This is a genomic window from Bradyrhizobium centrolobii (assembly GCF_001641635.1).
Taxonomy (GTDB): Bacteria; Pseudomonadota; Alphaproteobacteria; order Rhizobiales; family Xanthobacteraceae; genus Bradyrhizobium; species Bradyrhizobium centrolobii.
On sequence record NZ_LUUB01000125.1, the window covers coordinates 173,451 to 193,022 of the forward strand.

The window sequence follows — 19,572 nt, forward strand, 5'->3', positions numbered from 1 at the left end:
TCGATGGTGGGCACGGCGCTGACGCGCCTTTGTCCACCCTACGAGGCCCGCTTTAATGGTCGCCCAACCTCCCCGGCGTCGTCCTGGCGAACGCCAGGCCCGCGGAATCTCTCCATGACGTGCGGTCTTGGTACCGGTGAAGGGATCAACTCCTGATCTTCGCCAAACTCCTCCCTGGGGTTGGGTCCTGGCTTTCGCCAGGACGACGTCGAGTTTGTTGCGATTGCAACGCGCTCCAGCCCGCGGCGCCGCGGAATCGCCGGAATATTTCCGCTTGTTTGCGCCAGCGCGCCCTTGGCACGAGGACGGCCTGTTCCCATGTCCTGCCACGGGAGTTTTCCCTTGAGAGGACGAACGATGTCGTATTCTGACTCGGGTAATTCGGGCGCCTGGCGCAATGACGGCGGCGTTCCGCCGCATGCCTATGATCCCTATCTGCATCCGGAACTGTTCCGCGGCGTAGCGACGCGGCGGGTGTTCGCCTTCCTGATCGACCTCATCGTGATCTCGGTGCCGGTGATCCTCGGCTACCTCTTCATCGCCGTATTTGGCGTGGTCACGCTCGGCCTCGGCTGGGCGCTGTTCTGGTTGGCCTGGCCCGCATCTGTGATCTGGGCCATCGTCTATTACGGCGCCTGCATCGGCGGTCCGTCGTCCGCGACGATCGGCATGCGGGTGATGGATCTCGAATTGCGCACCTGGTACGGCGCGCCCGGCTATTTCGTGCTTGGCGCCACGCACGCCGTGCTGTTCTGGGTGTCGGTCTCGTTCCTGTCGCCCTTCGTGGTCCTGGTCGGCCTGTTCAACGGCCGCCGGCGCCTGCTGCACGACTTCGTGCTCGGAACGATCGTGATCAATAACTCGGAGCGCGCAGCTGTACCGCAAGCATCGCGGACCTATTGAGCTAATCGATTGACCGGGGGCCTCCGTAGCGCGATGCTAATGCACACTTTGGAGGCCCACGACGTACCTTGACCCAGCACTCGCGCGACACCCCCCAGTTTTACCTCACGGCGCCCTCCCCTTGCCCTTATCTGCCGGGCCGGCACGAGCGCAAGGTGTTCACGCACCTCGTCGGGGATCGCGCCGGGGACCTCAATGACCTCCTCACCCATGGCGGGNGTTCCGCCGCAGCCAGTCGATCGCCTACCGGCCTGCGTGCGACCAGTGCCGCGCCTGCGTCTCGGTCCGGGTGATCGCCAACGAGTTCCGCCCCTCCCGTAATTTCCGCAAAGTGCTGGCGCGCAACGCCGACATCATCGGCGAGCAGCGCAGCGCGGTGCCGACCTCCGAACAATATTCGGTATTCCGTGCCTATCTCGACGCGCGCCACCGTCATGGCGGCATGGCCGACATGACGGTGCTAGACTACGCCATGATGGTCGAGGACAGCCATGTCGAGACCCGCATCATCGAATACCGCCGGCGCGGCCCCGACAGCGGCATCACCGGCCGCGGCGAAGAGCTGCTCGCGGTCGCGCTTACCGACGTGCTCAGCGACGGGCTGTCGATGGTCTATTCCTTCTTCGAGCCCAGCCAGGTCAGCCGCTCGCTCGGCACCTTCATGATCCTCGACCACATCGCACGCGCCCGACGCCAGGGTCTGCCTTACGTCTATCTCGGCTACTGGATCGAAGGCTCGAAGAAGATGGACTACAAGGCCCGCTTCCTGCCGCAGCAGCGCCTCGCGCCTTCGGGCTGGCTGCGCGTCGACGCGCAAGGCGACGCTGCGTCTGAGCCGCAGGATTGACTGGCGCGCCGGTCGGTCGAATTGCCAACTGAGAGATAGGAGCGGCTAAGGAGATTTCCTTGTCGAGCACCTATGAATTGATCGCACGGGCAATCATCGAGCGGCAGCAAGTGCTCTGTTTCTACCAAGGTCACCCGCGCGCCATTTGTCCCGCAATATTGGGCCATACCAATGGCCAGGAATACACGCTCGCCTTTCAGTTCGCTGGCGGCTCCAGCAAAGGCCTGCCGCCCGAGGGCGAATGGAAGTGCTTCAAGCTGGCCGAGATGAGCAATGTCGAACTCCGCATTGGAGAGTGGCATGAGGGCTCAAGCCATCGCGAGCGCCAGCAATGCGTGAAGGTTGTCGATCTCGACGTGAATCCGTTCAGCCCATACGAGCCGCGACGCCGCGTGCAGTCCAAGTCACGGTCGGTTCGCCCGAAGCCTTAATGGACGGGCCGTCGGGAGCACCCCATAGCAGTGCTACGCTTGACAGCGCGCAGATTGGATATACATTTTCGGACCGTATATCCAAAGGAAAATGCTCATGTTGGTCGCCAAATGGGGAAACAGTCTTGCGGTTCGCCTTCCCGCAGCTGTCGTCGATGCACTCGAGCTGAAAGAGGGTGACGAGATTGAAATTCACGTCGCCGGAACCCGGCAATTCGGGGTCTCGCGCAAGCCCGATCGTAATGAACTATTGAGGCGCCTTCGCACCTTCCGCGATCGTCTCCCAGCCGATTTCAAATTCGACAGGGACGAGGCGAATGCCAGGTAATTTCTTCGACACAAATGTCCTCGTGTACCTCCTTTCGAGAGATGCCACGAGGGCTGACCGTGTCGAACACGCACTATCGCACGGCGGCACCGTCAGCGTTCAGGTGTTGAACGAGCTTGCCAATGTGTCGCGCCGGAAGCTGCGGTTGCCATGGAACGACACGTACGCTTTTTTGGCTCTATTGCGCGGCCTACTTACCGTGAATCCGGTCACTGTAGAGGTCCACGATATGGGTCTCCGCTTAGCCGAGCGCTACGGAATGCCTATCTGCGATGCAATGATTGCGGCCTCAGCACTCGATGCGGGTTGCGACACGTTGCTGTCCGAAGATTTCCAGAATGGACTGGTCGTCAAGGAAGGACTTCGCGTCACCAATCCATTTCTCTAGGCAACCGCGTGCGGCAATCGCGATGTGAGCTATCTACCCAAGCAACGTATCCACCAGCAGCTTCAGGTTCAAAATCACGATGACGCCCGCGACGATCCATGCGATCGCGGCAACTGGCGTCGGAATCGCGAACTGGCCCATCTTGCGGCGGTCGGAGACGAAGCGCACCAACGGGATAACGGCGAAGGGGAGCTGCATCGACAGCACGACCTGGCTGAACACCAGGAGATCGGTCGTACCACGCTCGCCATAGATCGCCGTGACCACGATCACCGGAACGATGGCGATGCCGCGCGTAAGCAGGCGGCGCGCCCAGCTCGGCAGGCGCAGGTCGAGAAAGCCTTCCATCACGATCTGGCCGGCCAGCGTCGCCGTCACCGTCGAGTTCAGACCCGAGGCGAGCAGCGCCACCGCGAACAGCGTCGAGGCGATGCCAAGGCCAAGCAGCGGCGACAGCAGCTCGAACGCCTGGGCGATGTCGGCAACGTCGGAGTGGCCGCTCTTATAAAAGGTCGCGGCCGCCACCACCAGGATCGCGGCATTGATGAACAGCGCCAGCATCAGCGCAACGGTCGAGTCCGTCGTCGCCCATTTGATCGCCTCGCGCCGGCCTGCATCGTTGCGCTCATAGGCGCGCGTCTGCACGATCGAAGAGTGCAGATAGAGGTTATGCGGCATCACGGTCGCGCCGATGATGCCGATCGCGATGTACAGCATCTCGGGGTTGGTGAAGATCTCGGTCCTCGGTGCAAATCCTCGCAGCACCTCCGCAACCGGCGGAGCAGCGGCCCCGATCTGGATGGCGAAGCAGATCGCGATCACGGCGAGCAGCGCGATGACGAAGGCTTCGAGGAAACGGAAGCCACGGTTCATCAGGAGCAGCAGCAGGAAGGCGTCGAGCGCGGCGAGCAGCGCGCCGCCGATCAGGGGAATGCCGAACAACAGCTTGAGCGCGATCGCGGTGCCGATGACCTCGGCGAGATCGCAGGCGATGATCGCCGCTTCGCAGGCCAGCCACAGCAAGAAGTTCACCGCGGGCGAATAGGTCGCGCGGCAGGCCTGCGCGAGATCGCGGTCGGTGACGATGCCGAGCCTTGCTGCGAGCGACTGCAGCAGGATCGCCATCAGGTTCGAGAGCAGGATGACGGAGAGCAGCGTGTAGCCGAACTTCGACCCGCCGGCGAGGTCGGTCGCCCAGTTGCCGGGGTCCATGTAGCCGACCGAGACGAGGTAGCCCGGGCCGACAAAGGCGAGCAGCCGGCGCCACCACGCCGCGGCGGCGGGGATCGCGACCGTGCCGTTCACCTCGGCCAGGCTCTTGGTGGCAGGCGCATCAGTGCGCCAGCGGGCGGCGTCGGGGATCAGATCGGGTGATCGGGCATCCATGCTGGCAGAATACCGAACTCAATCCTTATTGCAACTCATTTGCAACTGCATCTAGCCGCACCGGTTCCGTCCCCGGGGGCGGCCGCGCCCATCCCCGGGGTCGCCATGCCCGGTCCTGTCGGGAAGCGGGTGGGTTTGGCCGTCCCCTGAGGCGGATACTGGCACCAGATCGATTTGCAGGACCTGTGCCATGTCAATGCCCCCTCGCCTTCCCGACACCTTCAACCGCCTCGCCTGGTCCAACCTGGCCGCCCAGTCGGCCGAGCAGATCGCGCTCGCGGCCGCGCCCATCGTCGCCGTGCTGACGCTCGGCGTCGCCGAAGGCGAGACCGGCCTGTTGCAGACCGCCCTCACGCTGCCCTTCGTGCTGTTCGCGATCCCGGCGGGCCTGCTCGCCGACCGCATCTCCCGCCGTTCGCTGATGGCGGGCGCCGAGGCACTACGGGCCGCGGCACTCGCGGCCGTCGTGCTGCTGCTCTGGCTCGGCGCCCTCAACCTGCCGCTGTTGGCGCTGCTCGGCTTTGCCGCGGTGTGCGGCACCGTCGTCTACAGCGTGGCGGCGCCGGCGCTGGTGCCTTCGCTGGTGAGTTCGGATCTGCTGCCGGCGGCGAATGCCCGGATCGAGCTCGCGCGCACCATCGCCTTTGCAAGCGGGCCTGCGCTCGGCGGCGCACTGGTCGGCTGGCTTGGCGCCAGCCCCGCCTTCGCCTTTGCCGCGTTGCTTTCCGCCGTCGCCGTCGTGCTGCTGTCCGGCCTCTACGAGCCCGCCCGCGCGCCCGCGCCACGGCGCCACCCGTTCCAGGACATCCGCGAGGGCGCGGGCTTCGTGTTTCACCACGCACTGCTGCGGCCGGTGTTCGTCACCCAGTTCATCTTCAACACCGGCTGGTTCCTGCAGCTCGCCGTGTTCGTTCCTTACGCCGTGCGGCATCTCGGCCTTTCGGCGACCGGCGTCGGCATCGTGCTTGCGATGTACGGCGTCGGCATGGTGATCGGCGCGCTGCTTGCCACCCGCGTGATGCGCCGCATCGCCTTCGGCACCGTGATCGGTCTCGGCCCGGTCACCGGCTTCGTCGCCTCGGTGGTGATGGCGCTGACGGTGCTGGTCCCCTCGTCCTGGCTCGCGGGCTTGAGCTTCTTCCTGCTTGGGGTCGGACCGATCCTCTGGGTGATCTCGACCACGACCTTGCGCCAGTCCGTGACGCCGCAGCGCCTGCTCGGCCGTGTCTCCGCCATCAACATCATGAGCTACGGCGCCCGCCCGCTCGGCTCGGCACTGGGCGCGGTCGTCGGCGGCCTCTGGAGCGCGGAGGCGTGCCTCTATCTCGCGGCGGCGGTGTTCGCCGTGCAGGCGCTGGTAATTTGGCTTTCGCCTGCGGTTGCATTGGATCGGCAGCCGAAGATGGTGGAGGACGGCGCAGCGGCGCGGTGTTAGCTACATCGCGATTGGGCAACAACCTCCGACGTCGCCCCGGCGAAGACACAGGGACCCATAACCCCAAGGGAGAAGTTTGGCGGAGGCCAGTGGTTGCGTTGCCTTCGTTGGGACCGATACAGTCCGCCATCGATAGATCACGCGGTATGGGTCCCCTTCGCCGGGACGACGCCGAAGTTAACCCGCCAGGTACCGCTCGTAACTTCCCGTCACCGGTTCGCTCGCGTCGATATCCGGATCGAGCGTGTAGAGATCCTGCGCGCGGCCAATGCCGCGGAGCGCGTAGCGGCCGGTGGAGACGAGATAGCGGCGACCGGCCGTATCCAGGCCCTTGTAAAACTCCGCCGATGCCAGCAGTTCGCGGTCGACCGAGCGGCTCATCGAGGCGATGCGGCTGACTTCGTTGACGGTCGGCCCCACCACTGTGAAGTCCAACCGGTCCTCGCTGCCGATATTGCCGTAAAAGACCTCACCGACATGCAGGCCGATATAGGCCGACGTGGTCGGACGACCGTCGGCCGCCCGCCGTTTGTTCAATGCCACGGCGTTCTTGCGGAACAGGTGCTCGGCGCGCAGCGCCGCACGGCGCGCCGTCGCCATGTCCTCGCCGGTGAACATCGCGAGCACTCCGTCGCCGATCAGCTTCAAGACGTCGCCGCCGGCGTCGTGGATCGCATCGATCACGGCCTGCGCATAGTCGTTGAGGAAGGGGATGATTTCGTCCGGACCGATGCTCTCGCTGATCCCGGTCGAGCCGCGCAAATCCGAATACCAGAGCACGGCGTTGATGCGCTCGGTGACGCCGCGCGAGATACGCCCGCGCAGGACCTGTTCAGAGGCATCGCGGCCGAGATAGACGCGCCCGAGCGTGCGCACGATGTCGACCTGCTGCGCCGACTTGATCGCGAGCCCCAGCACCGGCACGAGATCGCGCAGCGCGGCAAGCTCGGCTTCACTGAAGCCTTCCGTGCGGCGCGTCGTCCAGCAGGAGTAGAGGCAATCCATCAGGCCGAGCGCGCCGGTCTCGCCGAAGCGGTGCACGAAGGCGAGATAGTGCCGGTGGCCCTTTTCGGCGAGCTCGCCGATCTGCGAGAAATCGAGCGACGGTGCATCGGCCAGATCGAGCACCATCTCGTCGTGGCCGTGCTCGAGCATGTGAAAGAACACCGAGCGGCGCCAGCTCTTGGCCGCGTCGCCTTCCGCCGTCGAGCCGTATTCGAACACGTCGCTCTCGTTGCTCGGCCGGTCGCTCCAGCGGAAGCCTCGGCCCTCGTAGATCGGATGCAGCGTGTCGATGACGACGAGCCCGCGCGAGAGTTCCAGCCCTTCGGCACGGCAGCGCTCGCAGAAGCCGCGGAGCAGTTCGTTTTCGGGCAGGCCCGTGAGCCCCTGGCCGGTCAGCCAGTTCATCAGCTCGAGGCGCGAGGTCAATTGCATACGCCATTATGGCGTGCATTCGTGACGAGCGAAAGGCGGAAGCCGCGCGCGCACCGTGCACAATCAAGGCTCCCATCCGCCGCAGGTCGAATATGCCGCAGGCGCGGTTGACGCGCTCTTCGTGCGGGCCGCAAATGTCGACTGATGACATCGCCGCCGACTCGAACCAGAAACGCGAGGATATGAGCCAGCGACAGCTTCCGATCATCCTGGCGCTTGGCACCACGCAGACCCTGGCCTGGGCCTCCAGCTACTACCTGCCGGCCCTGCTCGCCGATCCCATGGCACGCGACCTCGGCGTCTCCTCCAACTGGATCTTCGGCGCGTTCTCTGCCTCGCTCGTGATCTCCGCGATGCTCGGCCCGCGCATCGGGCGGCAGATCGACCTCGTCGGCGGACGGCAGGTGTTGTCGGCTTCGAACCTGACGATCGCCGCCGGCCTTGTGCTGCTCGGCTTCTCGCAATCCGTAGCAGTGATGGCGATCGCCTGGCTCGTGCTGGGCATCGGCATGGCGATGGGACTCTATGATGCCGCCTTCGCCGCGCTTGGCCGCATCTACGGCACCGAGGCCCGCAGCTCCATCACCGGCATCACGCTGATGGCGGGCTTTGCCTCGACCGTCGGCTGGCCCCTCACCGCCTGGGGCCTGTCGCATATCGGCTGGCGCGACACCTGCTTTGCCTGGGCGGCGGCCAACATCCTGATCGGCCTTCCCCTCAATTTCTTCATGCTGCCGGCGATCAGGGGCGCCAAGCAGGCCGCGGCAACGGCGGCGAAGCCGCATGTGCCGCTCGACCGCACCATGGTCCTGCTCGCCTTCATCTTCGCCGCGGTGTGGACCGTGACCGGCGCGATGGCCGCGCATTTTCCGCGCATCCTCGAGACCACCGGCGCGACGCCCGTCGAGGCGATTGCGGCTGGCGCCTTGATCGGCCCGGCGCAGGTCGGCGCCCGCATTCTCGAAGCGGGCTTCCTCAGCCGCTTCCATCCGCTGTGGTCGACGCGGCTCGCCTGCCTCACCCACCCGATCGGCGCCGTGATCGTGGCGATCTTCGGCGGCGCCGCGGCGAGCGCCTTCGCCCTGTTCCACGGCTCAGGCAACGGCATCCTGACGATTGCGCGCGGCACGCTGCCGCTTTCGATCTTCGGCCCCAAGGATTTCGGCTACCGCCTCGGCATCATCGGCGCGCCGGCGCGCATGGCGCAGGCCGTGGCGCCGCTCGCCTTCGGCCTGCTCATCGACGTCATGGGAGCTAAGGTGCTGATGGTCTCGTCCGCGCTCAGCCTCTCGGCGCTGGCGGCGCTGTTCCTGATCCGCGCGGAGCACCGGCCGGATTGACCGCGCTGCGGCTTTCGCGCACAAGCGGACCATGACCGATGACACCGGCACGCCCGGCACATTGCGACGCGCCTTCCGCTGGGCGACAACACCGCCGCAGGCCTGGGGCGTCTATCTCCTCGCCGTCGTGCTGGTGTGGCTGCTCTCGTTCTATGCCGGCACGCTGAAGCCGAAGAAGGCGCCGGAAGGCGGCCCGCCGCCGGTCACGGCGCCGCGGAGCTAGAGCATGATCCTGAAAAGTGTGTAGCGGTTTTCCGGCAAGATCGTGCTCAGACAATAACCTAAAGCGCGATGACGATTCATCCCAATCTCATCGCGCTTTAGGCTTGGCTTCGCTCGTGGCGATCAAGATACCAGCGAAGACCGCAACGAGCCCGACGAGCAGGTTGGGCGTGATCGGTTCACCGACCAGCAGCGCCGCGAGCAAGGCAGCCGCGATCGGATTGACTGTCATCGTGTTGGCGACACGGGTCGGCGTGGCGCGTTCCAGCGCCTTGACCCAGAGGATGAAGGCGAGCGCGCCGCCGCCGATACCGAGATAGACGCCGGCGATCCACTGCCCCGCCGTGAAATGATCGAGCGCCGCAAAGCTGCCGCGCCAAAAACCCGCCGCTACCAGCGCGACGGCGCCCGCGCCCATGCCGACCGTGAGAAAACCGAGCGCGCTCGAGCGCCGCATCAACGGGCGCGACAAGACGTTGTAGAACGCCATGCAGAACACAGCCCCGGTCATGATCAGTTCGCCGCGCCAGGCGCCCGGCGGGCTTTGCGCCAGCCCCGCGGCGAGCGCCGCCGCCACGCCGAGCACCGCGACGCCGACGCCTGTGATCTTGCGCACGGTCAGCTGCTCCACGCCGAGAAGCGCGCCAACCACCATGGTGTGCAGCGGCAGCGTCGCCAGCGCGAGACTGGCGCGCGCGGCGGTCGTGTAGGACACCGCGATGTTGTAGAGGATGAAGAACAGGCCGAAGAAGCAGACGCCGAGCAGCGCCACGGCCGGCAGATCGCGCGGCGACGGCCAGCGCACGCCAAGCAGGAGCGCACTCGGCAAGAGGCAGGCAAAGCCGATGCCCCAGCGCAGGATCGCGAGCAGGATCGGGTCGGCGCCACCGACGAGATAGCGGGTGATCGCCGCCGCGGTGCCGCCGAGGCTGCTGGACGCCAGCGCGATGGCGACACCTATCCATTCCGCCACAGACGTTCCCTCACGGAGCCAAGGCCGCCGCCTAGCACGGCGCTGCCGCCATCGTCATGGCAGCAGCGCCGATCCGCCTGCGGAAATCCTCCGGCCCTCGCGGGAGTTCAGTCGTAGAACTGAGGCGCCAGCTTCTGGCTGTCGCGCTGGGCCTTGTCGTGGTTGATCCAGAGCTGCGCCTTTTCCTTGGCGAGCGTGTCGGCGATCTTCTGCATCGAGGCTGCGCTCTGGTCCTTGTTGGCGTTCATGCTGGGCACGCGGCGGTTGTCCCAATTGTCCTTGAAGTGAACGGCATCGCCGGACAGCACGACCGCGCCGGTCTTCGGCAATTTCACCAGCAGCGATTGATGCCCCGGCGTGTGCCCGGGCGTCGACAGGATGGTCATGCTGCCATCGCCGAACACGTCCTTGTCGCCCACGAGCAGCTCGACGGGGTGGGAAGGCTTGAAGCGCGGCTCGTTGTTGGTGCCGGGCCAGTCATATTCGGCCTTCTGCACATAGAGCCTGGCCTGCGGAAACATCTCGACATTGCCGATGTGGTCGGGATGGGTGTGCGAGACGCCCATCGCCTTGATGTCGGCCGGCTTCACCCCGATCTGCTCGAGCTGGGCCTGAAGCGTCTTCGGGCGGTGCCAGGTGACGGCCTTGGGATCGGCGGGCGCAAGCCCATTGGGCATCGCGGCGACGGCATCGGGAATGCCCGTGTCCCACAGGAACCAGTCCTGCCCGTGCTTGATGAGGTAACAGCTATCGACAAAGTCCATGGACTTGCCTTCATTCACGCCGGGCGACCAGCGCGAGATGTCGCCGGCGGTGCCCTCCCCGCAATTGAGGATGTAGAGCTTTTCCACTCCGGGTTTTTGCGCCTGCGCGGACGCCGCAGAAGCGCAGAGCGCGAGAGCGATGGCGGAGAGAGCAAGGCCGATCGGACGCATTGTTGCTGTTCCTTTTCACCGCGACGCGCCAGGTCGCGCGCCATACCGAGGACCAAACCCGGCTTGGGGTGAAAATTCCCGAAGCCGCCGATCACATCAATGCGGACAGGTCTCGACCTCGACCGTGACGTGGCTGAGCCCCTTCAGGCCGGCCAGGCGCCGCTTGTAGACGGCCGGCTGCTTCGGCGCATCGGAGACCACCGAGACCAGCACGGCGCAGTGGCCGGGACCGACCTGCCAGAGATGCAGGTCGGTGACGCGGTCATCGCCGACTTCCATCCGCGCGCGGATAGTGCGCTCCAGCTTCTCGTCCGCGCGCACGTCGAGCAGCACGGCGCCCGCGGCTTTGATCAGACCGAAGGCCCAGCTTGCGATCACCACGCTACCAATCAGGCCGACGGCCGGATCGGCCCACACCCATCCCGAATACATCGCGACGACGAGCGCCGCGATCGCTAGCACCGAGGTCGCGGCATCCGCCATGACATGGACGTAGGCCGCGCGGAGATTGTGGTCGTGATGATGGTGGTGATGGCCGTGACGATCATGGTCATGTTCGTCGTGATCGTCATGAGCATGGCCATGGCCGTGATCGTGACCGTGGTGATGGTGGTCATGGCTGTCGCGGAGCAGCCACGCACTCACCAGGTTGACGCACAGACCGAGGACAGCGACCGCAATGGCCTCGCCATAGACGATCGGCACCGGCGTGATCAGCCGCAGCACGCTCTCATAGGCGATCTCGACCGCGATCAATCCGAGGATGATCGCGCTGGAGAACGCGGCGAGATCGCCGAACTTGCCGGTGCCGAAGGTGAAATGCGCATTCCCCAGGTGCCGGCGCGCGAAGCGGTAGGCAAATGCCGCGATCCCGAGGGCTGCCGCATGGGTGCCCATGTGCCAGCCGTCGGCCAGCAGCGCCATCGAGCCGAACAGCGTGCCGGCCAGGATCTCACCGACCATCATCACCAGCGTCAGGACGACCACGAACCAGGTGCGCCGCTCGTTCTCGTCGTGCCGCTCACCCAGGAACGCGTGATCATGCGTCCATCGTTCGATCGAATGTGAATGCATCGGGTCAGATCTCCGGCACAAACTCTAAGGGTCAAATATAGGCACTGACAGCATACCTTACCAACGCTCATTGCCGGCGAAACCGGCGATTGACAGCCCGGCACGGTTTCGCTGTAATTGGTGTTATGGGGATTTGAGCGATCTCCCCACGAGGCGACATGCCCAAGTATCGCGTCCCGTTCGGTTCTTACGAGGACGCATCATGTCTACTTTCACAACCATATCATCTGACAAGCTGGCACGGCTGATCGGCACGGCGAATGCGCCTGTCCTGATCGACGTCCGGCCGGAGGAGGATTTTGCCGCCGACCAGCGGCTGATCCCCGGCTCCATCAAGCTCAGCCACGACAACGTTCCGGACTGGGGTGGCGCATTTGCCGGCCGCCGCGCCGTCGTCTCCTGCCTGCGCGGCGAAAAGCTCGCGCAGGGCACCGCGGCCTGGCTCCGCCAGCTCGGCGTGCAGGCCGAGACGCTGGAAGGCGGGTTCGAAGGCTGGAAGGCAGCAAAACTGCCGCTGGTCGATACACGCAAGCTGCCGCCGCGCGACGCCAGGGGACGGACCGTATGGGTGACGCGGGCGCGGCCGAAGGTCGACCGCATTGCCTGCCCCTGGCTGATCCGCCGTTTCGTCGATCCCAACGCGGTGTTCCTCTACGTGGCACCACCCGAAGTGGTCGCCGTCGGCGAGCGTTTTGGCGCGGCGCCGTTCGACATCGAGAACGTGTTCTGGAGCCACCGCGGCGAACTCTGCACCTTCGACGTGATGGTGGAGGAGTTCGGGCTCGCCACGCCGCCCTTGCAGCGGCTGGCAACACTGGTGCGCGGCGCCGACACCGCGCGTCCTGATCTGGCACCGGAGGCACCCGGCCTGCTCGCGGCCTCGCTTGGGCTGTCGCGGATGTATGACGACGACCTCGCGCAGCTCGAGGCCGGCATGGTTGTCTACGACGCCTTCTACCGCTGGTGCCGGGACGCCACCACCGAGACGCACAACTGGCCGACCAACAAGGTGAAGGCGTGATGGATACCCGCGCCGTTCAAGCAGGAGCTGATGCCGGTCACGGCATCAGCTTCGGCGAAGCCTTTCGCGTCTGGCTCCGTGTCGCCTGCCTGAGTTTTGGCGGGCCCGCGGGCCAGATCGCGGTGATGCACCGCATCCTGGTCGAGGGGAAGAACTGGATCTCCGAAGGCCGCTTCCTGCATGCGCTGAACTACTGCATGCTCCTGCCAGGACCGGAGGCGCAGCAGCTTGCGACCTATGTCGGCTGGCTCCTGCACCGCACCGCCGGCGGGCTGATGGCGGGCGGGCTCTTCATTCTGCCCGGCATCATCGCGATCATGGCCTTGAGCTACATCTATGCCGCCTTCGGCAATGTCAGCTTCGTCGAGGCGCTGTTCTTCGGGCTGAAGGCCGCCGTGCTCGCCATCGTCGTCGAGGCCGTCGTGCGCGTCGGCAAGCGCGCGCTGAAGAACCGCATCATGATCGCACTCGCCGCGATCGCTTTCGTCGCGATCTTCTTCTTCGCGGTCCCCTTCCCGATCATCATCATCACCGCCGGCGTGATCGGCTATGTCGGCGCGAGAAGTGGCCGTCCGGAATTTGCGCCGGCCGGCCACGGCCACGGCGGCGACGCCGCCGTGATCGACAGCATGCTGGGCGAAGCCGTGCCCGATCACGTTCGCCCCGACCTCGCGCGCGCCATCCGCGTCGGCGCGCTATGGCTTGCGCTGTGGCTGGTGCCGGTGATCGCACTGCTGGCGGCCTTCGGCGAGGCCAATGTGTTCAGCCAGATCGCGCTGTTCTTCTCGAAGATGGCAATGGTCACTTTCGGTGGCGCCTATGCGGTGCTGGCCTATGTCGCCCAGCAGGCGGTCGAGCATTATCATTGGCTGAAGCCACAGGAGATGCTCGACGGCCTCGGCATGGCCGAGACCACGCCGGGCCCGCTGATCATGGTGCTCCAGTTCGTGGGCTTCATGGCCGCCTACCGCGATCCGAGCGGGCTGTCGCCGATGCTCGCGGCAACGCTCGGCGGACTGCTCGCGACCTGGGTCACGTTCACGCCCTGCTTCCTCTGGATCTTCGTCGGCGCGCCCTACATCGAGCGTCTGCGCGGCAACACGGGGCTCGCCGGCGCGCTCAGCGCGATCACGGCCGCCGTCGTCGGCGTGATCCTCAACCTCTCGATCTGGTTCGCGCTGCACACGCTGTTCCGCGAGACGACGCCAGTGCACGCCTTCCCGCTCTCTTTCGGCAGTCCGGTGCCGAGCAGCGTCGACATCCCGGCGCTTTTGCTGTCGATCGCGGCCGCAACCGCGATCTTCCGCTTCAAGCTCGGCATGCTCACGGTGCTGGCGGGCTCATGCGCTACGGGTGTGGCGTTGCGGCTGGCAGGGATCATCTAGGGAGATCGATCGGATCATACCTGGACTCCTCGGGCCTTCCGAAACACAATAATAAGGGGTGATGTTCGAGAGGAGCCCCGCCTCGTGGGATCGTTTTCGGATCAGGGTGCCGAATCGCGCGGACGATTGCTCGTCGTCCTGTTGCTCCTCGGCCTCTTTGCGGCGGTCTGCTTCGGCGCCATCTACTACGCTGGCGATCTGTCGAGGCTTCAGCTCATCAGGTCTGCCCAGGAAAGCCGGGCTGCGTTGCGCGGCGTGACGGATCCTGCAGAGCTCGATCAGGCCATCGAGCAGTATCCGTCCAACAAGCTCCTCAGGCTCGTCGCACTCGCAAACAGGGACGTGAACGAGATCGACGCTGCCGCCGAGAGGCTGCTTGATGAAGCTGCGCCGAGGCACTTTTCGAAGCTCGCTGATGTCGGATCGGCCAGCCGCAATGACCTTGACGCGCTTCGGCGTGACCTGAACGCTGCGCAAGCCAATGTCGCGACACTCGCAACGCGCTACGATGCGCTGCTGAAGTCTGCGCGTGACAAGGTGGAGAACGACGCCCGGTCACTGAATGCCGGGGATGAGCGATTGTCCGAGTTCCTGGCAATGATCGACGAGCAGCACGCCGCATGGACCGCGCTCACCGCCAAACTGCTGGCCGCGCGGGCGGACTACTACAACGCCTACGAAAAATGCGTGGCGTTGCTGGTACGTGAGTTCGGCATCTACAAGGTTGCCAACGGCCAGTTCGTGTTTCCCTTTCAGTCCACGGCCAACAGCTATAATCGCACCGCGACCGCAATGTTGGACGCGGCGAAACGCAACTCCGAGCTCGACAGCGAAAGGACGAGCCTGCGACAATCGGAGCTGAGCCGATGGAAGGTGTTTGTCGAGCATTAGTGCTGCGCCGTGCCTCGAGCTCGATTACGACCGCAGCCCGCCGAGTCCGCCCCCTCGATGACTGGCCTCGCCCCGCAACGGGGCGAGGTCATGTCGGCTCAAGTGCCTTCGAATTTGAACGACACGTTCAGCTTGGCCCGAAAGGCCTCCACCTTGCCTTTGGCGTCCAGTTGCATGTCGAGCTTGACGACCTCGGCGACGCGGAGGTCCCTGAGAGATTTTGCGGCCTGCTCGACCGCATTGGCGGCGGCTTTTTCCCAGGAGTCGCTGCTAGTGCCGACCAGCTCGATGACCTTGTAGACGCTCTCGGACATGTTCGTTCTCCCGTTCGCGATGAAGCAGGAAGCAGGTGCTCCCTGCCGGCGTCGAGCCTAACATCGCGACAGTGGCACCGAAAGGATTTGCGATCCGCGTTTTGCAGCGTCGGGTAAATCGCTACCCGCAGCCCGGGTCGCGCGATCAATGAGCCGCGGTGTACTGTCATTCCCCGCCTTTGCGGGGAACGACAGCGGTGTTCGCGACAAGCATTCGCCTGCGACCCCAAGCGCTCCGGGGATTCGTTCGCGCTACCCGATCACCCGCCCGAACTTGTTCGACTTCGGGAATCCCTTCGGCGGCAGGCGGCCGGCGTCGGCGCGGGTGCCTTGCCACTCGGCAAGCTCCTTCATGCTCGCGCTGAATTCGCGGCCGGCGGAGTCCTTCCAGGTGAGGCCTGCCTTGGCGTCGAACACGGCGACGTCGGACAGGCCGCCATCCTTGTATTTCTGCAAGCGCACGCCGCGGCCACGCGCCATCTCCGGCACCTGGTCGAGCGGGAAGATCAGCATCTTGCGGTTATCGCCGATGACAGCGACGGTGTCGCCGAGCACCTCGGTGATCGCGCGCGCCTCGTTCGGCATGTCGACGTTGAGGACCTGCTTGCCTTTCTTGGTGGTGCCGACGCAATCGTCCTCGTTGACGACAAAGCCCTGGCCCTCGTGGCTCGCGACCAGGAATTTGCGTCCGCCCTTGTTGACGAACAGCGCAACGGGAGCTGCCTCCTGCTCGAGGTCGATGAACAGGCGGATCGGCTCGCCGTGACCGCGGCCGCCCGGTAATTTTGCGACATCGAGCGAGTAGAATTTGCCGTTGGTGGCGAACAGCAAAAGCTTTGATGTCGTCTCCGCGAAGAAAGCAAAGCCGAGCTTGTCGTCCTGCTTGAAGGTAAGACCCGAGAGATCCTCGACATGGCCCTTCATGGTGCGGATCCAGCCCTTGTCGGAGACAACGATGGTCACCGGCTCGCGCTCGACGAAGGCTTCCTCGATCGCGGCGAGATCGTGCTCGGGCGCATCGGCAAAAGTGGTGCGGCGCTTGCCGAGCGGCGTCTTGGGTCCGAACATGTCGCGGACCTTGCCGACCTGCTCGCCGACCTTCTTCCACTGCTCAGCTTCCGAGGCGAGCACCGCGTTGATGCCTTTCAGCTCGTCGCGGAGGTTCTTGTCCTCGGTGCGGATCTCCATTTCCTCGAGCTTGCGCAACGAGCGCAGTCGCATGTTGAGGATGGCTTCGGCCTGCACCTCGGTGAGCTTGAACGCCTTCATCAGCGCCGGCTTCGGCTCATCCTCCGTGCGGATGATCTTGATCACCTTGTCGATGTTCAGATAGGCGATCAGGAAGCCGCCGAGAACCTCGAGCCGGTGCTCGATCTGCGCCTTGCGATAATTGCTCCGGCGGATCAGCACGTCGCGGAGATGGTCGAGCCATTCGCGCAAGGCTTCGGCGAGGCCGACGACTTTGGGGATGCGGCCCTTCACCAGCACATTGAGGTTCAGCGGAATCTTGCTTTCGAGCTCGGTCAGCCGGAACAGCGATTCCATCATCAGCGCCGGATCGACATTCTTCGACTTCGGCTCGATCACGATGCGGACGTCTTCGGCCGACTCATCCCGGACGTCGCCGACCAGCGGCAGCTTCTTCTGATCCTGGAGCTCGGCGATCTTCTCGATCAGGCGCGACTTCTGCACCAGCCAAGGAATCTCGGTGACGACGACGACCCAGGTGCCGCGTGCGCCCTCTTCCTGCTCCCATCTGGCGCGGACGCGGAACGAGCCGCGTCCGGTTGCGTAGGCTTCCGCGATCGCCTGCTTGGAATCGACGATGATGCCGCCGGTCGGGAAGTCCGGGCCCTTGACCCATCTGAGCAGCGACTTGGACTTCGCGTCGGGCTTCTCGATCAGATGCAGCGCGGCGTCGCAGAGTTCGGCGGCGTTGTGCGGCGGGATCGAGGTTGCCATGCCGACCGCGATTCCCTGCGCGCCGTTGGCGAGCAGGTTCGGAAAGCCGCCAGGCAGCACGACCGGCTCTTTCGACTGGCCGTCGTAATTGGCTCGAAATTCGACGCCGTCCTCGTCGATACCCTCGAGCAGAAGCCGCGCGACATCCGTCATGCGCGCTTCGGTGTAGCGGTAGGCGGCGGGGTTATCGCCGTCGATGTTGCCGAAGTTGCCCTGACCGTCGACCAGCGGATAGCGCGAGGAGAAGTCCTGCGCGAGACGCACCATGGCGTCGTAGATCGCCTGGTCGCCATGCGGATGGAATGAGCCCATCACGTCGCCGACGATCTTTGCGGACTTCTTGAAGGCCGTGCCGGGATCGAGCCTGAGCAGGCGCATGCCGTAGAGGATGCGCCGGTGCACCGGCTTCAGACCATCACGCGCATCCGGCAGCGCGCGGTGCATGATAGTGGAGAGCGCATAGGCGAGATAGCGCTCTTCCAGCGCTTCACGCAGCGGCACCTCGTGAATTTCGGCCGGGTCTTCCGGCGGAATCAATCTTTTTCCCATGCCGCCCGGTTAAACCGTGGAAGCGAATCGGGCAAGGATGGATTGGTTCGCTATGGGCCGCTACTGCCCTCCCCAGCCAGCGGTTACAGGCTGGGTGGTTTGCGGGTTTTTGGCCTGCGCAGGCGCCGGTGCATTGGTCAGGCAGCGCCGGGCGGCCTCGATTTCGGCCTCCGTCGCACCATGGGATCGCGCCCATGTCTCTGCGGCGGCAGCGGAATATTTCGCCACATAGTACCTGACGACGGTACAGGAGGCGCGGCGAAAGAGGCCTGGTTGCGGCTCGCCGGCCATCGCGTCTGGCGCAACGGCGAACAGCGCCGCCGACAGCGCAACTCCTCTGATCAACATGTGGACTGTCCCCCCGGTGTGGAACCTGCCCCCAGCAAACTCAGCCGGGGCGATCTGGTTCCAGGGAACCCCGTGCCCCGGGGCGGTACAAAGGTGCGGTCAGGTCATGGTGCCGGGATCGCGGCCCTCGCCTGTTGCCGCATCAAGGCGTTGATGAAGCCGGCCCTCGCGTCGGAATGGCCCTGCCCACGCGGCTCCAGCACATGGCGCAGCAGGAACAGCCCGGTGAGCCGGAAGCCGTCCTGGAGGTCCTGTTCGGTGAGATCGCCATGCATTTCGCCCTGGCGCAGGAACGGCGGCAGCCGCAACAGCCGGTCGCGCCACGGTTCGCCCGCAGTGCGCGACACCGCGCCGCCGGATTTGGGCGAGACGTAGATCAGGTCGGTGGTCTGACCCGTCACCGCGCAATTCGCCAGCGCCAGGCCGAAGCCGAGCTCAGAGAGCATCGCCAGCTCGAAATGGATGAGGTGCACGGCCGCGCCGCCGATGTCGTCGAAATCGTCGAGCGAATGTTCGAGCAGCGCAAATATCTCCCCGTGCGGGTCGCGCTCCGGCAGAAGCCGCGCAATCGAGGCGAGATGGGTGACGCCGTAGACACCATGGGACGATGCCAGCAACGTGGCCGCGCGCAGCTTCAATCCCTCGATCGCATAGGTGCCAAGATGCTCGTCGAGCCGCGCCCGCCACACCGCGCGGACGCTGTTCCCCGGCTGCAGAAGCGGGCGCATCCGAGAGCTGGCGCCGCCGCGCACCAGCCCGAGATGCCGGCCGTGCTCGCGCGTCAGGAGCTCGACGATGGCGCTGGACTCGCCATGCCGCCGCACTCCCAGCACGATGCCTTCGTCGGTCCATTCCATAAAACGAAGTCTAGCGCATTTCGGGGGATCGCAGGGTAGGCAAAGCGAAGCGTGCCCACCAATTTTGATCCGCCCCGCGCAGGCGATCGTGGTGGGCACGGCGCGCAAGGGCGCGCCTTTGCCCACCCTACGGCATCGCGTGAAACCTCACGCGTTGAACCAGCCCTGCGCGTCGCCGGTGAATGAGAAATACAGCCCGATGGCCGTCAGCACGCAGGAGACGATCTCGATGGCGCTGTCGAGCTCGAGTCCCCGCTCCCCGATGATCTGCGCAAGCGAGATCACCGACAGCACCAGCGCCGCCGCCAGCACCCAGCGCGGCCAGTTCTTCCGCCACTGCGCCGCGAGCCGGACGAAGTAGACCAGGAGCAGGATCATGCCGCCGGCGAGCAGCGTCGCCGTCATGATCATCTGGTCCGTCATCTCGGCGTTCGGCGTGCGGTCCTGTACCGCGACCGACAGGGCATCCAGCATCAGCGATGCATAAAGCAGCGCTTCGAAGCGCTGGACGTTGCGGGGCACGCTCATCGGATACCGATCTTTTCT

The 19,572-nt window shown here is 65.2% G+C and carries 20 protein-coding genes and 2 pseudogenes; 12 read left to right on the plus strand and 10 right to left on the minus strand.

Annotated features, from left to right (window positions below):
* Positions 1–357 precede the first annotated feature (357 nt).
* The 6 genes and pseudogenes from AYJ54_RS45090 to AYJ54_RS45110 all read left to right on the plus strand — a co-directional run bounded on the left by AYJ54_RS45090 (position 358) and on the right by AYJ54_RS45110 (position 2,897).
* On the plus strand, positions 358–903 hold the full coding sequence (locus tag AYJ54_RS45090) for an RDD family protein (RefSeq protein ID WP_063708911.1): 546 nt from the start codon (positions 358–360) through the stop codon (positions 901–903).
* A gap of 68 nt (positions 904–971) precedes the next feature.
* Positions 972–1,121 (plus strand): annotated as a pseudogene (locus AYJ54_RS53335) (arginyltransferase); the annotation flags it as partial.
* 1 nt (position 1,122) lies between these two features.
* Positions 1,123–1,750, plus strand: a pseudogene (locus AYJ54_RS45095) (arginyltransferase); the annotation flags it as partial.
* A 59-nt stretch (positions 1,751–1,809) separates the two neighbouring features.
* Positions 1,810–2,181: a hypothetical protein gene (locus AYJ54_RS45100; RefSeq protein ID WP_063708912.1), complete on the plus strand. Its 372-nt coding sequence runs from the start codon at positions 1,810–1,812 to the stop codon at positions 2,179–2,181.
* A gap of 97 nt (positions 2,182–2,278) precedes the next feature.
* Positions 2,279–2,509 (plus strand): AbrB/MazE/SpoVT family DNA-binding domain-containing protein, encoded by a 231-nt coding sequence (locus tag AYJ54_RS45105; RefSeq protein WP_063708976.1) that lies wholly within the window; start codon positions 2,279–2,281, stop codon positions 2,507–2,509.
* The gene (locus AYJ54_RS45110; RefSeq protein ID WP_063708913.1) at positions 2,499–2,897 is read left to right on the plus strand and encodes a PIN domain-containing protein; all 399 of its coding nucleotides are present in this window, start codon (positions 2,499–2,501) and stop codon (positions 2,895–2,897) included. The genes AYJ54_RS45105 and AYJ54_RS45110 overlap by 11 nt, the downstream gene beginning before the upstream one ends.
* Before the next feature lie 33 nt (positions 2,898–2,930).
* Here AYJ54_RS45110 and AYJ54_RS45115 read toward each other — a convergent pair whose 3' ends face one another.
* Entirely contained in the window at positions 2,931–4,283 is a 1,353-nt protein-coding gene (locus AYJ54_RS45115) for an Nramp family divalent metal transporter (protein WP_063708914.1), read from the minus strand.
* A 190-nt stretch (positions 4,284–4,473) separates the two neighbouring features.
* Between AYJ54_RS45115 and AYJ54_RS45120 the strand changes: the two genes are divergently transcribed.
* Positions 4,474–5,718 (plus strand): MFS transporter, encoded by a 1,245-nt coding sequence (locus AYJ54_RS45120; protein ID WP_063708915.1) that lies wholly within the window; start codon positions 4,474–4,476, stop codon positions 5,716–5,718.
* A gap of 177 nt (positions 5,719–5,895) precedes the next feature.
* Here AYJ54_RS45120 and AYJ54_RS45125 read toward each other — a convergent pair whose 3' ends face one another.
* Positions 5,896–7,155, minus strand: a complete 1,260-nt coding sequence (locus AYJ54_RS45125; RefSeq protein ID WP_063708916.1) for an adenylate/guanylate cyclase domain-containing protein — start codon at positions 7,153–7,155, stop codon at positions 5,896–5,898.
* 182 nt (positions 7,156–7,337) lie between these two features.
* Here AYJ54_RS45125 and AYJ54_RS45130 point away from each other — a divergent pair, with 182 nt between their 5' ends.
* Both AYJ54_RS45130 and AYJ54_RS45135 read left to right on the plus strand, forming a co-directional pair.
* Complete coding sequence (locus tag AYJ54_RS45130; protein WP_063708977.1) at positions 7,338–8,495, plus strand: MFS transporter; 1,158 nt, start codon at positions 7,338–7,340, stop codon at positions 8,493–8,495.
* A gap of 31 nt (positions 8,496–8,526) precedes the next feature.
* Positions 8,527–8,718, plus strand: a complete 192-nt coding sequence (locus tag AYJ54_RS45135; RefSeq protein ID WP_063708917.1) for a hypothetical protein — start codon at positions 8,527–8,529, stop codon at positions 8,716–8,718.
* A gap of 87 nt (positions 8,719–8,805) precedes the next feature.
* On the opposite strand, the gene AYJ54_RS45140 is transcribed toward AYJ54_RS45135, so the two are convergent.
* The 3 genes from AYJ54_RS45140 to dmeF form a co-directional block, all read right to left on the minus strand.
* Positions 8,806–9,690: a DMT family transporter gene (locus AYJ54_RS45140; RefSeq protein ID WP_063708918.1), complete on the minus strand. Its 885-nt coding sequence runs from the start codon at positions 9,688–9,690 to the stop codon at positions 8,806–8,808.
* 107 nt (positions 9,691–9,797) lie between these two features.
* Complete coding sequence (locus tag AYJ54_RS45145; RefSeq protein ID WP_063708919.1) at positions 9,798–10,625, minus strand: N-acyl homoserine lactonase family protein; 828 nt, start codon at positions 10,623–10,625, stop codon at positions 9,798–9,800.
* A 96-nt stretch (positions 10,626–10,721) separates the two neighbouring features.
* On the minus strand, positions 10,722–11,699 hold the full coding sequence (dmeF, locus tag AYJ54_RS45150; protein WP_063708920.1) for a CDF family Co(II)/Ni(II) efflux transporter DmeF: 978 nt from the start codon (positions 11,697–11,699) through the stop codon (positions 10,722–10,724).
* Positions 11,700–11,901: 202 nt separating this feature from the next.
* Here dmeF and AYJ54_RS45155 point away from each other — a divergent pair, with 202 nt between their 5' ends.
* From AYJ54_RS45155 to AYJ54_RS45165, 3 genes are all read left to right on the plus strand, one after another.
* On the plus strand, positions 11,902–12,720 hold the full coding sequence (locus tag AYJ54_RS45155) for a chromate resistance protein ChrB domain-containing protein (RefSeq protein ID WP_063708921.1): 819 nt from the start codon (positions 11,902–11,904) through the stop codon (positions 12,718–12,720).
* Complete coding sequence (chrA, locus tag AYJ54_RS45160) at positions 12,720–14,105, plus strand: chromate efflux transporter (protein WP_063708922.1); 1,386 nt, start codon at positions 12,720–12,722, stop codon at positions 14,103–14,105. Before AYJ54_RS45155 ends, chrA begins: the two co-directional genes overlap by 1 nt.
* Positions 14,106–14,447: 342 nt before the next feature.
* On the plus strand, positions 14,448–14,996 hold the full coding sequence (locus AYJ54_RS45165) for a hypothetical protein (RefSeq protein WP_161491953.1): 549 nt from the start codon (positions 14,448–14,450) through the stop codon (positions 14,994–14,996).
* A gap of 98 nt (positions 14,997–15,094) precedes the next feature.
* Here AYJ54_RS45165 and AYJ54_RS45170 read toward each other — a convergent pair whose 3' ends face one another.
* The 5 genes from AYJ54_RS45170 to AYJ54_RS45190 form a co-directional block, all read right to left on the minus strand.
* Positions 15,095–15,310: a dodecin family protein gene (locus tag AYJ54_RS45170; protein WP_063708924.1), complete on the minus strand. Its 216-nt coding sequence runs from the start codon at positions 15,308–15,310 to the stop codon at positions 15,095–15,097.
* A gap of 252 nt (positions 15,311–15,562) precedes the next feature.
* The gene (gene parC / locus AYJ54_RS45175; RefSeq protein ID WP_063708925.1) at positions 15,563–17,821 is read right to left on the minus strand and encodes a DNA topoisomerase IV subunit A; all 2,259 of its coding nucleotides are present in this window, start codon (positions 17,819–17,821) and stop codon (positions 15,563–15,565) included.
* Between the two features lie 60 nt (positions 17,822–17,881).
* Complete coding sequence (locus tag AYJ54_RS45180) at positions 17,882–18,169, minus strand: hypothetical protein (protein WP_063708926.1); 288 nt, start codon at positions 18,167–18,169, stop codon at positions 17,882–17,884.
* 104 nt (positions 18,170–18,273) lie between these two features.
* The gene (recO, locus tag AYJ54_RS45185) at positions 18,274–19,026 is read right to left on the minus strand and encodes a DNA repair protein RecO (protein ID WP_063708927.1); all 753 of its coding nucleotides are present in this window, start codon (positions 19,024–19,026) and stop codon (positions 18,274–18,276) included.
* Between the two features lie 147 nt (positions 19,027–19,173).
* A complete protein-coding gene (locus AYJ54_RS45190) occupies positions 19,174–19,554 on the minus strand; it encodes a hypothetical protein (RefSeq protein ID WP_063708928.1) in 381 nt (126 codons plus the stop codon).
* Positions 19,555–19,572 lie beyond the last annotated feature (18 nt).

Bases quoted from the DNA above. Each gene is read 5' to 3' on its own strand.
- chrA (WP_063708922.1), top strand. From the start codon at position 12,720: ATGGATACCCGCGCCGTTCAAGCAGGAGCTGATGCCGGTCACGGCATC.
- AYJ54_RS45110 (WP_063708913.1), top strand. From the start codon at position 2,499: ATGCCAGGTAATTTCTTCGACACAAATGTCCTCGTGTACCTCCTTTCG.
- AYJ54_RS45135 (WP_063708917.1), top strand. From the start codon at position 8,527: ATGACCGATGACACCGGCACGCCCGGCACATTGCGACGCGCCTTCCGC.
- recO (WP_063708927.1), bottom strand. From the start codon at position 19,026: ATGGAATGGACCGACGAAGGCATCGTGCTGGGAGTGCGGCGGCATGGC.
- AYJ54_RS45190 (WP_063708928.1), bottom strand. From the start codon at position 19,554: ATGAGCGTGCCCCGCAACGTCCAGCGCTTCGAAGCGCTGCTTTATGCA.
- AYJ54_RS45115 (WP_063708914.1), bottom strand. From the start codon at position 4,283: ATGGATGCCCGATCACCCGATCTGATCCCCGACGCCGCCCGCTGGCGC.
- AYJ54_RS45170 (WP_063708924.1), bottom strand. From the start codon at position 15,310: ATGTCCGAGAGCGTCTACAAGGTCATCGAGCTGGTCGGCACTAGCAGC.
- AYJ54_RS45125 (WP_063708916.1), bottom strand. From the start codon at position 7,155: ATGCAATTGACCTCGCGCCTCGAGCTGATGAACTGGCTGACCGGCCAG.
- AYJ54_RS45105 (WP_063708976.1), top strand. From the start codon at position 2,279: ATGTTGGTCGCCAAATGGGGAAACAGTCTTGCGGTTCGCCTTCCCGCA.
- AYJ54_RS45090 (WP_063708911.1), top strand. From the start codon at position 358: ATGTCGTATTCTGACTCGGGTAATTCGGGCGCCTGGCGCAATGACGGC.
- AYJ54_RS45145 (WP_063708919.1), bottom strand. From the start codon at position 10,625: ATGCGTCCGATCGGCCTTGCTCTCTCCGCCATCGCTCTCGCGCTCTGC.
- AYJ54_RS45120 (WP_063708915.1), top strand. From the start codon at position 4,474: ATGTCAATGCCCCCTCGCCTTCCCGACACCTTCAACCGCCTCGCCTGG.
- parC (WP_063708925.1), bottom strand. From the start codon at position 17,821: ATGGGAAAAAGATTGATTCCGCCGGAAGACCCGGCCGAAATTCACGAG.
- AYJ54_RS45130 (WP_063708977.1), top strand. From the start codon at position 7,338: ATGAGCCAGCGACAGCTTCCGATCATCCTGGCGCTTGGCACCACGCAG.
- dmeF (WP_063708920.1), bottom strand. From the start codon at position 11,699: ATGCATTCACATTCGATCGAACGATGGACGCATGATCACGCGTTCCTG.
- AYJ54_RS45180 (WP_063708926.1), bottom strand. From the start codon at position 18,169: ATGTTGATCAGAGGAGTTGCGCTGTCGGCGGCGCTGTTCGCCGTTGCG.
- AYJ54_RS45155 (WP_063708921.1), top strand. From the start codon at position 11,902: ATGTCTACTTTCACAACCATATCATCTGACAAGCTGGCACGGCTGATC.